The 11,617-nt window shown below is 63.6% G+C and carries 11 protein-coding genes and 1 riboswitch; of the genes, 4 read left to right on the top strand and 7 right to left on the bottom strand.

Annotated elements, in window-relative coordinates; translation table 11 throughout:
* Nucleotides 1-38: 38 nt before the first annotated feature.
* From HU729_RS02950 to ahcY, 4 genes are all read right to left on the bottom strand, one after another.
* The gene (locus HU729_RS02950) at nucleotides 39-1,943 is read right to left on the bottom strand and encodes a DEAD/DEAH box helicase (RefSeq protein WP_186708285.1); all 1,905 of its coding nucleotides are present in this window, start codon (nucleotides 1,941-1,943) and stop codon (nucleotides 39-41) included.
* Between the two features lie 339 nt (nucleotides 1,944-2,282).
* Complete coding sequence (locus HU729_RS02945) at nucleotides 2,283-3,359, bottom strand: hypothetical protein (protein WP_186665828.1); 1,077 nt, start codon at nucleotides 3,357-3,359, stop codon at nucleotides 2,283-2,285.
* A 91-nt stretch (nucleotides 3,360-3,450) separates the two neighbouring features.
* Nucleotides 3,451-4,296, bottom strand: a complete 846-nt coding sequence (gene metF, locus HU729_RS02940) for a methylenetetrahydrofolate reductase [NAD(P)H] (protein WP_186665829.1) — start codon at nucleotides 4,294-4,296, stop codon at nucleotides 3,451-3,453.
* Between the two features lie 132 nt (nucleotides 4,297-4,428).
* Complete coding sequence (gene ahcY / locus HU729_RS02935) at nucleotides 4,429-5,838, bottom strand: adenosylhomocysteinase (protein ID WP_186656321.1); 1,410 nt, start codon at nucleotides 5,836-5,838, stop codon at nucleotides 4,429-4,431.
* Nucleotides 5,839-5,859: 21 nt separating this feature from the next.
* Nucleotides 5,860-5,955: riboswitch (S-adenosyl-L-homocysteine riboswitch) on the bottom strand.
* 178 nt (nucleotides 5,956-6,133) lie between these two features.
* Between ahcY and HU729_RS02930 the strand changes: the two genes are divergently transcribed.
* Nucleotides 6,134-6,535 carry a hotdog domain-containing protein gene (locus HU729_RS02930; protein WP_054894823.1) on the top strand — a complete coding sequence of 134 codons (402 nt, stop codon included), beginning with the start codon at nucleotides 6,134-6,136 and terminating at the stop codon, nucleotides 6,533-6,535.
* A gap of 56 nt (nucleotides 6,536-6,591) precedes the next feature.
* On the opposite strand, the gene HU729_RS02925 is transcribed toward HU729_RS02930, so the two are convergent.
* Complete coding sequence (locus HU729_RS02925; RefSeq protein WP_065863852.1) at nucleotides 6,592-7,827, bottom strand: sodium:proton antiporter; 1,236 nt, start codon at nucleotides 7,825-7,827, stop codon at nucleotides 6,592-6,594.
* A gap of 329 nt (nucleotides 7,828-8,156) precedes the next feature.
* Here HU729_RS02925 and HU729_RS02920 point away from each other — a divergent pair, with 329 nt between their 5' ends.
* Both HU729_RS02920 and HU729_RS02915 read left to right on the top strand, forming a co-directional pair.
* On the top strand, nucleotides 8,157-8,990 hold the full coding sequence (locus HU729_RS02920) for a DMT family transporter (RefSeq protein WP_186665831.1): 834 nt from the start codon (nucleotides 8,157-8,159) through the stop codon (nucleotides 8,988-8,990).
* 24 nt (nucleotides 8,991-9,014) lie between these two features.
* A complete protein-coding gene (locus HU729_RS02915; RefSeq protein WP_054894820.1) occupies nucleotides 9,015-9,401 on the top strand; it encodes an MAPEG family protein in 387 nt (128 codons plus the stop codon).
* A gap of 39 nt (nucleotides 9,402-9,440) precedes the next feature.
* On the opposite strand, the gene HU729_RS02910 is transcribed toward HU729_RS02915, so the two are convergent.
* Entirely contained in the window at nucleotides 9,441-10,592 is a 1,152-nt protein-coding gene (locus HU729_RS02910; protein WP_186708283.1) for an MltA domain-containing protein, read from the bottom strand.
* A gap of 119 nt (nucleotides 10,593-10,711) precedes the next feature.
* On the opposite strand from HU729_RS02910, the gene HU729_RS02905 reads away from it, so the two are divergent.
* Entirely contained in the window at nucleotides 10,712-11,158 is a 447-nt protein-coding gene (locus tag HU729_RS02905; protein ID WP_186708289.1) for a cytochrome c, read from the top strand.
* A gap of 46 nt (nucleotides 11,159-11,204) precedes the next feature.
* On the opposite strand, the gene HU729_RS02900 is transcribed toward HU729_RS02905, so the two are convergent.
* Complete coding sequence (locus HU729_RS02900) at nucleotides 11,205-11,600, bottom strand: DUF1090 domain-containing protein (protein WP_186708281.1); 396 nt, start codon at nucleotides 11,598-11,600, stop codon at nucleotides 11,205-11,207.
* Nucleotides 11,601-11,617: the final 17 nt, after the last annotated feature.

Below are 11,617 nucleotides of genomic sequence, written 5' to 3'. Positions count from 1 at the left end.
CCCCCCCCCCCCCCCCCCCCCCCCTTTTTTCGTTTCTGTCAGCCCTTGCGGGTCAGCAGCGCCGGACGCTCGCCACGTGGGCGGCTCGGCAGGTCATCCAGTTGCTCGGGCGTTGGGTAACGGTCGAGCTTGGACTCCTTGCGGATGATCACAGGCGTGCTCTGCGGCTCACGCGGATTGCGTACGGCAGGCTCCTGGCGGTTGCTGTCGTCCCGGCGCGCGCGGCCTGGGTTGCCATCACGGCGTGCACCACCACCATTGTTGTTGCGGGGACGCTTCTCGCCAGAGCCCTGGCCGCCCTGGCGCTGGCCGCCGCCACCGTTGTTGCTGCGAGGCTGGCCCGAACCCGAACGCTGCCCCTGGCCTTGAGCCTGGCCGCCGTTGCCGCCTGGGCGACGGTTGCGGCCCTGGTTCTTGCCGTTCTGGTAAGGGCTGACGTAGTCGGCGCGGTTACCGAAGTTGTCGATATCGTCGTCCAGGAATTCTTCCGGGTCGCGATCGGCAGGGACTTTGGGGACATTGCCCTGGGCCTGGCCGGCCTGCTGCTGACGCGGCTTCTTGTTGTCGCGCTGCTTGCGTGGTTCCTGCTTCTTCTGCTGTGGCTTGTCGCCCGCAGTGGCCTTGTCGGCAGGTTTGTCGGCGGCCTGTTGCTTGGCCTTGCCTTTGTCCTTGCCCTTGTCCTTGCGCCCGCCGCTGCCTTCCTTGCTGCCTTCGGCACGTTGCTGCTGGTTGCGCCCGCCGCGGCCGTTATTCTGCTGGCGCTCGCGCACCTCGGGTTTCTCGGCCTCGACCTGCGAGGCATCGAAGCCCATCAGGTCGCCATCCGGGATCCTCTGCTTGGTCACCCGCTCGATGCTCTTGAGCAGCTTCTCTTCGTCAGGTGCCACCAGCGAAATGGCTTCACCGGAGCGGCCGGCACGGCCAGTACGACCGATGCGGTGAACGTAGTCTTCCTCGACGTTGGGCAGTTCGAAGTTGACCACGTGCGGCAACTGGTCGATGTCCAGGCCGCGGGCGGCGATGTCAGTGGCGACCAGCACCCGCACGCTGTTGGCCTTGAAGTCGGCCAGAGCCTTGGTGCGCGCATTCTGGCTCTTGTTGCCGTGGATCGCGGCAGCGGTCAGACCGTGCTTTTCGAGGTACTCGGCAAGGCGGTTGGCGCCGTGCTTGGTACGGGTGAAGACCAGCACCTGTTCCCAGGCGCCGAGGGTGATCAGGTGGGCCAGCAGCGCACGCTTGTGGCTGGCGGGCAGGCGGTAGACGCGCTGCTCGATACGCTCGACGGTGGTATTGGGCGGCGTGACCTCGATGCGCTCGGGGTTGTGCAGCAACTTGTCGGCGAGGTCGGTGATGTCCTTGGAGAAGGTCGCCGAGAACAGCAGGTTCTGGCGCTTGGCCGGCAGGCGTGCGAGGACTTTCTTCACGTCATGGATGAAGCCCATGTCGAGCATGCGGTCGGCTTCGTCCAGAACGAGAATTTCCACCTTGGACAGATCGACGCTGCCTTGGCCGGCCAGGTCGAGCAGGCGGCCCGGGCAGGCGACCAGAACGTCGACACCCTTGGCCATCGCCTGGATCTGCGGGTTCATGCCGACGCCGCCGAAGATGCAGGCGCTGATGAAGTTCAGGTCGCGGGCGTAGATCTTGAAGCTGTCGTGGACCTGTGCGGCCAGTTCGCGGGTTGGGGTCAGGACCAGGACGCGCGGTTGGCGCGGGCCGTGACGCTGCGATTTGTCAGGGTGGCCACCCGGGAACAGGCGCTCGAGGATCGGCAGGGCGAAGCCACCGGTTTTACCAGTGCCAGTCTGCGCGGCGACCATCAGGTCGCGGCCTTGCAACACGGCGGGAATGGCCCGCTGTTGCACCGGGGTAGGCTGGGTGTAGCCCGCAGCCTCGATAGCGCGGACAAGTGCCTCGGAGAGACCGAGGGAAGCAAAGGACATGGGCAATCCTGTTCTCGTTTGGGCTGAGCCCTGTGGGATGTTCTGCCTGGCGCGACGGGCATCGGTGGGATGCGATCGCGTCCGGTCCAGCTGGGCTTACACTGCGCATCCTGGAGGCGGCGGGCGGGCACTTGAGTGTGCGTCGCTGCTGGTCGAGATGCCTGTTGCGAGGCCGAGCGTCCGGGCGTGAGCCGGGCGGGAAGGCCCGAGTATAACAGAGCTATCGCGAAGTGCTGCGATCCTGCTGCTCAACGGTGTCGAGAAAATGTCCATCGATGTTTGCGTTGCGCGTCTGCAGGGCAGTACAGGCGCGCTCCAGGGTGGTCAGCAGGGCTGTGCTCAGGCTTGCTGTGCGTCGATCAGATGCCGCTCGATATCCTTGTGGCGTGAGCCTAGCGACAGACGAAGGCCGGGTTGGCGCAAGCATTCGCGCAATTGCTCGGGGCTCATGCCACCCTGACGCTGATTGAAGTTTTCCAGGGCCTTGTCCCACCACGCCGTGGCGCAGGCGCGGTCGAATTCGTTGTCGTAGGGATAGCAGCCATAGAGCAGTTCGCGAGCGAACTGGCGGTGACGACTGGGTAGCGTCAGGCTCATGGCCTTGTAACCGAGGCGGTGCAGCGTGGGTGGGCGAGGCAGTTGGTCGTTGACCAGCGTGATGTCGGCCAGCGCGGCTTCGCCGAGCGGATCGTCGCCGTGCTTGCGCAGCCACGCCTGGATCTTGGCACGGAACTGCGCCTTGCGGCTCCAATAGTGGTGGATGACGTCGGTGCAGGTGGCCAGTTGCAGCTTGCGGTAGGCGGCGACCGCCAGGCAGAACTCCTCGAGCGTATAGGCCTCGCGCGCCAGGGGATAGAGCTCGTCCATCAGGGCGATGGAGTGGTCCAGGGTCGTTGCGTCCTGTGCAGTCAGGCCGATGACGCCGGAGTTGACCAGCGGCATCTGGCAGTCGGCCAGGCCACGTTGCTGCAGGAGGGTCAGCAGGTTCTTGTACAGCAGGCACTTCCGGTTTTCGCCGTAGCGTCCGTCGATGGCGTTGCAGAGCACCGCGCCTGGCTTGACCCGGCGGAACAGTTCGATCGGCGACTGGCGGAAGAAGGTGTCGGTGTCGATCAGGACCGCGCGCGGGTGTTGTTCGAGGACCTGGCGCAGCAGCACATGCTTGCTGCGGAAGTGATAGCCGTGGGGCTGATTCCACGTTGTACGCGTGTGCTCATCGAGCAGGTGCACGGTGACGGGCAGCTTGGCGTAGGGTTCGGGGTTGTCGGTGTAGACCTGGATGTCCATGGCTTCACCTGGCGTCTTGCGCAGGTTGGCCAGGGCGCTGACGATGCTGAAGCACGCTTCCTGGTGATAGGTAGCCGGGCCGAAGGCGAGGTAGACGAGTTGCGGGGTGTCACAGTTGCACGGCTGCATCGAGGGAAACCTGGTATCAGCTTGAATGATCAAGGCTCCAATCTACGTTCGGAGCCTTAATCATTGCTGAAATTTTTGTTACCAAAAGGTGTCAGCGTGGCAGCTTTAGGTTGTTCCAGATCGCCAGGCTCGGCTCGGCCTGGTTCAGGGTATAGAAGTGCAGGCCCGGCGCACCGCCTTGCAGCAGCTCTTCGCACATGGTGCTGATCACTTCTTCGCCGAATGCCTGGATACTGGCGGCATCGTCGCCGTAGGCCTCCAGTTGCTTTCGGATCCAGCGTGGGATCTCGGCACCGCAGGCGTCGGAGAAGCGCGCCAGCTTGCTGTAGTTGGTGATCGGCATGATGCCGGGCACTACCGGAATGTCCACGCCCAGCTTCTGTACGCGCTCGACGAAGTAGAAGTAGCTGTCGGCGTTGAAGAAGTATTGGGTGATGGCGCTGTCGGCACCGGCCTTGACCTTGTGTACGAAGTTGGCCAGGTCGTCCTCGAAATTGTGCGCCTGTGGGTGCATTTCGGGGTAGGCGGCGACTTCCAGGTGGAAGTGGTCACCGGTTTCCTGGCGGATGAATTCGACCAGGTCGCTGGCGTGGCGCAGCTCGCCACTGGCCATGCCCATGCCGGACGGCAGATCGCCGCGCAGGGCGACGATGCGCTTGATCCCGGCCGCCTTGTATTCGGCGATCAGGGCGCGCAGGTCGTCCTTGCTGTCGCCGACGCACGACAGGTGCGGGGCTGCAGGGACTTTCACTTCGTTTTCCAGTTGCAGCACGGTGTTCAGCGTGCGATCGCGGGTCGAGCCGCCGGCGCCGTAGGTGCAGGAGAAGAAGTCGGGGTTATAGGTGGCCAGTTGACGGGCAACGGCCATGAGTTTTTCGTGACCGGCATCGGTCTTGGTCGGGAAGAACTCGAAACTGTAGCGGCGTTCCTGGGACATCGGTCGTTCCTCTGGCAGCGTGCCTCAAGCGTCAGGCTGCAAATAAAAGCCAGATCGGTGATGGCCGATCTGGCTTGGGCGTAGTTCAAGATCCTTGCGCTGCTGCGGCGCGCAATGCGCGCCGCATGCCGCTTAGTAGCGGTACGCGTCGGGCTTGAACGGGCCTTCGACAGTCACGCCGATGTACTCGGCCTGCTGCGGGGTCAGCTGGGTAACCACGCCGCCGAAGCCGCGGACCATTTCCAGGGCCACTTCTTCGTCGAGCTTCTTGGGCAGCACTTCGACGGTCAGGCGCTCGGCCTTCTTCGCGGCAGGCAGCTCGGCGAACTTCTGCTCGAACAGGAAGATCTGCGCCAGTACCTGGTTGGCGAACGAGCCGTCCATGATGCGGCTCGGGTGGCCAGTGGCGTTGCCCAGGTTCACCAGACGGCCTTCGGCCAGCAGGATCAGGTAGTCGTCATTCTGCGGATCGAAGGTGCCGGCGCCGGTGCGGTGGATCTTGTGCACCTGCGGCTTGACCTCTTCCCATGCCCAGTTCTTGCGCATGAAGGCGGTGTCGATCTCGTTGTCGAAGTGACCGATGTTGCAGACCACTGCACGCTTTTTCAGGGCCTTGAGCATGTTGGCGTCGCAGACGTTGACGTTACCGGTGGTGGTGACGATCAGGTCGATGCGGCCCAGCAGGTCCTTGTTGATGCCGGCTTCGGTACCGGTGTTGATACCGTCCTTGAACGGCGAGACCACTTCGAAGCCGTCCATGCAGGCCTGCATGGCGCAGATCGGATCGACTTCGGTGACCTTGACGATCATGCCTTCCTGGCGCAGGGACTGGGCCGAGCCCTTGCCCACGTCGCCGTAGCCGATCACCAGGGCCTGCTTGCCCGACAGCAGGTGGTCGGTGCCGCGCTTGATGGCGTCGTTCAGGCTGTGACGGCAGCCGTACTTGTTGTCGTTCTTGCTCTTGGTGACCGAGTCGTTGACGTTGATCGCCGGGACTTTCAGCTCGCCCTTGGCCAGCATGTCCAACAGGCGGTGCACGCCAGTGGTGGTCTCTTCGGTCACGCCGTGGATCTTGTCCAGCATGGCCGGGTATTTCTTGTGCAGGATTTCGGTCAGGTCACCGCCGTCGTCCAGGACCATGTTGGCGTCCCATGGCTGGCCATCTTTGAGGATGGTCTGCTCGATGCACCACTCGTACTCCTGCTCGGTTTCACCTTTCCAGGCGAATACCGGGATGCCGGCAGCGGCGATGGCGGCGGCAGCCTGGTCCTGGGTGGAGAAGATGTTGCAGGACGACCAGCGCACTTCGGCGCCCAGGGCGACGAGGGTCTCGATCAGCACGGCGGTCTGGATGGTCATGTGGATGCAGCCGATGATCTTAGCGCCCTTGAGCGGTTGCTCGGCTTGATACTTGCGGCGCAGGCCCATCAGTGCGGGCATTTCCGATTCGGCGATGATGACTTCCTTGCGGCCCCAGTCGGCCAGGGAAATGTCGGCGACCTTGAAGTCGGAAAAACCAGCGGGCGTGTTTACAGCGCTCATGAAGAGCCTCCATTCGTAGTGTGCGAATGGGCGCCGTTGTGCGTTGAGCGTCCGCAGGAGCGGACAACGCCCCATCCGAGCCTGACAGGTGAACCTGCTGCAGCGCCCCTCGGACAGGTGGCGGGATGACCACCGCAGCGGGTGGCCATTGGAAACGGCGAGATTATAGCCGCGGCTGTGTGACACACCCAAGACTTTCTGTCGATTTATCGCGACGATAGTCGATGTTCAATGGAGGCGGGCCGGTGGGTCTGCCATCATTGCCCCATGTCAGTCAGGCACGTCAGGAGTTGTAATGAATTTCCACACGCGCAAATGGGTAAAACCCGAAGACCTCAATCCCAACGGCACCCTGTTCGGTGGCAGCCTGCTGCGCTGGATCGACGAGGAAGCGGCGATCTACGCCATCGTCCAGTTGGGCAACCAGCGGGTGGTGACCAAGTATATCTCCGAGATCAACTTCGTCAGCGCCTCGCGCCAGGGCGAGATCATCGAGCTGGGTATCACCGCCACCGAGTTCGGTCGCACCTCGATCACCCTGCAGTGCGAAGTGCGCAACAAGATCACCCGCAAGAGCATCCTCACCGTCGACAAGATGGTCTTCGTCAATCTGGGCGAGGATGGCCTGCCGGCACCGCACGGGCGCACCGAGATCAAGTACATCCAGGATCAGTTCCCGGATTCGGCGGTGGAGTAGTGCTGGAAACCGTGCGGCGCACTTCGCGGGCTTGCTCGCGGAGTGCGCCGTTGTAATCACGGCTGGGCGCTTACCCGGCGCACCACCTTGCCGATTGTCAGCCCCTGCACCAGGATCGACGACAGCACCACGATGTAGGTGATCGACAGCAACAGGTCGCGTTCGTCTCCCACCGGCAGCGACAGCGCCAGGGCCACCGATACGCCCCCGCGCAAGCCTCCCCAGGTCAATACCCGCACCGTGCCACGTGGCACTTCGCGCCAGCGCCGCAGCAAGACGATGGCTGGTGCCACGGTCAACAGGCGCGATGCCAGCACCGCGACCGCAAGCACGCCACCCGCTGCCAGGTGCAGCCAGTTGAACGGCAGCAGCAACAGCTCCAGGCCGATCAGGGCGAAGAGCAGGGCATTGAGCATGTCGTCGATCAGCTCCCAGAAACCGTCCATGTAACGACGGGTCATATCGTTCATCGCCAGGTTACGCCCCAGGTTGCCGATGATCAGGCCGGCTACCACCATGGCGATTGGCGCCGACACGTGCAGTTCGTAGCACATGGCCGAGCCGCCGATCACCAGCGCCAGGGTCAGCATCACCTCGACCTGATACTGCTCGATGCTCTTGATCATGCGGTAGGTGGCGTAGCCGATCAGCCCACCGAACACCACGCCGCCTACGGCTTCGCGGGCGAACAGGATGGCGGTGTCGGAAACGCTCGGCGTCTCGCCGAGCTGGATGATGCCCAGCAGCACGGTGAACACCACCACCGCAGTGCCGTCGTTGAACAGCGACTCGCCGACGATGGTGGTCTTCAGCGGTTTGGAGGCGTTGGCGGTACGCAGTGCACCGAGCACCGCGATGGGGTCGGTCGGCGAGATCAGTGCGCCGAACAGCAGGCAGTAGATCAGCGGTACGTCCCAGCCGAACATCGCGAACACCCAGTGGGCGAGGTAGCCGATCACCACGGTGGCGATCAGTACGCCGATGGTGGCGAGCAGGCCGATTGGCCAGCGGTAGCTGCGCAGGTCGCCGAGGTTGACGTGCAAAGCGCCCGCGAACAGCAGGAACGACAGCATCCAGTGCATCAGCAGGTCATTGAAGTCGATCTGGTTCATCAGGCCTTCGACGCGTTCCTCCAGGCCGGGGAAGCCGATCAGGCTCAGGCCCTGCAGGATCAGTGAGAACAACAGGGCGGTGACCATCACGCCGATGGCGGGCGGCAGGCCGATGAAACGGTAGTTCACATAGGTGAGGAGGGTGGTGAGGCAGATGAACGCGGCAACTAATTCAAGCATCCTGAATCCTGTGACAATGGCTTCCAAGTCGTAACCCGAAGGGCTCGGGCAGTTCTTTGATGGCCTGACGGAGCGCTCGGGACACACCTTATGACCGGAATTATAAGGATCGTTCCTCAATTCACCGCTGAAGCGGCCCTGTAGGAGCAACTGTCTGGTTCACATCCGACGGCCAGCTCATCCTTCTGTGTAGGAGCGGGCTTGCCCGCGAACACCGGCTTGGCCGGTGCCCTGCACCGCGGTGTATGTTTCGCGGGCAAACCCGCTCCTGCAAGCGCTGCCCGGATCGCGTATATAGTGACTCGAGTCTTGTCCAAGGAACTCCACGCGTGCTGGCAACTTCCCTCGTCCTGATCGCCGCCCTGCTGCATGCCACCTGGAACACCCTCATCAAGTTCAGCGCCGAGCGCCTGCTGGTAATCGCCAGCATGGACGCGGTGGCGCTGGTCTTCGCGGTGCTGGCGGTGGCGTTCGTCGAGCCCCCTCCGGCGGCGATCTGGCCATGGCTGTTGGCCTCGGCGCTGGCCGAGCAGGCCTATCGTGTCCTGTTGATCAAGGCCTACCGGGTCGGTGACCTGGGCCTGGTCTATCCTCTGATGCGGGGATTGTCGCCGCTGGTGGTGCTGGGGCTAACCCTGGCCTTTGCCGGTGAATCGCTGAGCAACCAGCAGATCATTGGCATTCTGCTGATCCCCTGCGGCATGGCGTGTCTGCTCTGGCAGGGCGGTGGCGGTGATCGGCTGCCCTGGTCGATGCTGCCGGTGGTGGCGCTGATCGGCCTGTGCATCGGCTGTTACACCTGGTTCGACGGCCAGGCGGTGCGCCTGTGGGGTAAACCCTGGGACTACCTGGTCTGGCTTACGCTGCTGAGTGCCTGGCCGTTCCCGGTGCTGGCAGGCGTGGCCCGACGTGAACCCTTCGTGCAGTTCTGGCGCAGCCAGTGGCGGCTTGGGTTGGCGGTGGGGCTGTGTGTATTGCTGAGTTACGCCCTGGTGCTGTGGGCCATGCACCTGGGGTCGGTGGCCGAGGCGGCGGCGCTGCGGGAGGTCAGTGTGATCCTGGTGGTGCTGTTGGGCATGCGCTACCTCAAAGAACCTTTTGGCGGTCCGAGACTCTTAGCTTGCGGGCTGGTCCTGGCAGGCATGCTGGTGATGAAGCTCTGACCTTTCTGAACGAGGAGCCAGTCCATGACCGTTGCCCTGTGGTGCATCCTGATCGCCCTGGTCCTGCCGCCGTTGTGCGCATTGATCGCCAAAGTCGCCAGTGGCCGTTTTGGCTTGAGCGACAACCATGATCCGCGAGCCTTTCTCGACACGCTCTCAGGCTTGCCTCGGCGCGCTAATGCGGCGCAGCAGAACGGCTACGAGGCGTTTCCTGCCTTCGCCGCAGCGGTGCTGGTGGCCGATATCGTCGGTAACGCCGAGCAAGTGACCCAGGATGTACTGGCGGTGCTGTATATCACCAGCCGGCTGCTGTACATCATCTGTTACCTGGCGGACTGGGCGGCGTTGCGCTCGCTGGTGTGGTTTGCCGGGTTGGCGTTGATCGTGTCGTTGTTCGTCGTATCGGCGTGAAGCCATCGCGGGGCAAGCCCGCGATAGCTTCACCACCGATCACGGCACCTTCGGCACTTCAGGCAGGGCAGCCCCCTTGGGCCACAGCATCCAGATCTGTCCTTGCTGCTTCATGTTGCCTGCCAGCTCGCCGGCCTCGGGGCCGGTGCCCCAGAACAAGTCGGCGCGCACTTCGCCGGTGATCGCGCCGCCGGTGTCTTGCGCACCCACCGGGCGCACCACCGGCGAGCCATCCGGCCGGGTGGTGGACAGCCACAGCAGGCTGCCCAGCGGAATCACCTTGCGGTCGATGGCCACGCTGTAGCCTGCGGTCAATGGCACGTTGAGCGAGCCGCGCGGGCCTTCGTTGCTGTCGGGGCCTGCGGCGAAGAACACATAGCTCGGGTTGCTCGCCAGCAGCTCCGGCACCCGCTGGGGGTTGGCCTGGGCCCAGGCGTGGATGCTGCCCATGGTCACGTCTTCTTTTTTCAATTGGCCCTGGTCCACCAGCCAGCGGCCAATCGGTCGGTAAGGGTGGCCGTTCTGGTCGGCATAGCCCAGGCGCAGTTGGCGACCGCTTTCCAGTTGCACGCGACCGGAACCCTGGATCTGCAGGAACTGCAGGTCCATCGGGTCGGTCAGCCAGGCCAGCACCGGCGCCTTCACACCCTGGCGGTTGATCACTTCGGCGGTGTCGTAGGGCTTGAGCACGCGACCTTCGAGACGACCGCGCAGGCGTTTGCCCTTGAGTTCGGGGTATACGCTGGCCAGGTCGACCACGATCATGTCGTCGGGCGGACCATAGACCGGGACACTGGCCTTTGCCGTACGTGTCAGGCTGCCGGGATAGACCGGTTCGTAGTAGCCGGTGATCAGGCCATTGGCGTTGTTTTCTGCAGAGCGCAGACCATAGACCTGCAGATTCTGTTGCAGGAAGGCGCGCACCTGGGCGGCGTCTGCCGGTACTCCGGCAGCGGCATTGCAGGTAGCGGCCCACACCGGATCACGCTTGAGTTTCTCGCAGCCGTTGCGCCAGGCCTGGAAGCCTGCGACCAGGTCGGTGTCAGTGACACTCGGCAAATCTTGCCAGGTGGCATCGGCATAGGTGGCGATGGCGTGGGGCTCAGGTTTTGTACCCTCACCGCCGTTGCAGCCGGCCAGCAGGGCCAGGGCCGGGAGTGCCCAGGCGAGAGGGCGCAAAGCAGATTTCATAAGCAGGGTCCTGTTGCGGGCAGAGATGAAAAATCGCCCTTGTCTTTTGTGTGGCTATTGGTCTTTACCCGGCGGGCAGCGATACTGGCGACCCGTTCATGCAGGCCGAAGAGACCGTGATGTTCAAGCGATTGACCGTAGTGCTGCTCGCCACCCTGGCCCTGACCGCTTGCGAGCGTGTCGATCCGAACTCGCCATTGGGCCAGCGCAAGGCGATCTTCAAGGACATGCTCAAGACCAGCGAAGACCTGGGCGGTATGTTGCGCGGCCGCTTGCCGTTCGACGGGATGAGGTTCGCCGAGGGGGCGGTGAAGCTCGATACCCTGGCCCACGAACCCTGGCAGCACTTCCCGCAGGCGCGTGACGGGGGGGACAGCAGCGCCCGGCCTGAGGTCTGGGAGCGCCAGGCGCGGTTTCATGACCTGGCCCGCCAGCTCGAGGGTGTTACCAGCGAGCTGGTCGGTGTGACCCGCAGCCAGCCACTGGATGCGGCTGGGCTGAAGGCGCCGATGGACCGCGTCGAGGCGGCGTGCAAGGCCTGTCATACCGAGTTTCGCAATCATTGATGATCTGCAGTGCCCTGTGTGGGAGCGGCCGCGCTTGCCGCTGGCCTCAGCGTTCGAGCTCGTCGACCGCTTCCTGCAGTTCTTTCTTCGCCTCGGCGAGCTTCTCCTTGCGCTTGTTGATCTTTTCCGCGTCACCTTTTTTCATGGCCTTGTCCAGGTCCTTGGTGCGCTGGTTCACCTCGTGGCGGGCATCGAGCACCTTCTGCTCGCGTTCCTTGCGCAGGCCCGCATCGGTGCAGTGTTCGGTGACTTCGCTCAGTGCCTTTTCCAGGCCCGCCTGCTGATCGGCGTTGCCGTGGGCGCGGGCTTGCTCGATCTGGGTGCTGATGGCCTGGCGCTTGGCGGCGCAGCCGGTCAGCTCCGGCTGTACCTCTGCGGCCAGGGCGCTGTTGGCGACCAGGCCCAGTGCGGAAGACAGAATGAAGGTCGAGAGCAGTTTCATGAAGGGCTCCAGTCGGG

This window comes from Pseudomonas sp. RW10S2, assembly GCF_014268985.1.
GTDB classification, from domain to species: Bacteria; Pseudomonadota; Gammaproteobacteria; order Pseudomonadales; family Pseudomonadaceae; genus Aquipseudomonas; species Aquipseudomonas wayambapalatensis.
Note: the sequence above shows the minus strand (reverse complement) of the source record. Positions and strands in the feature narration are given on the sequence as shown.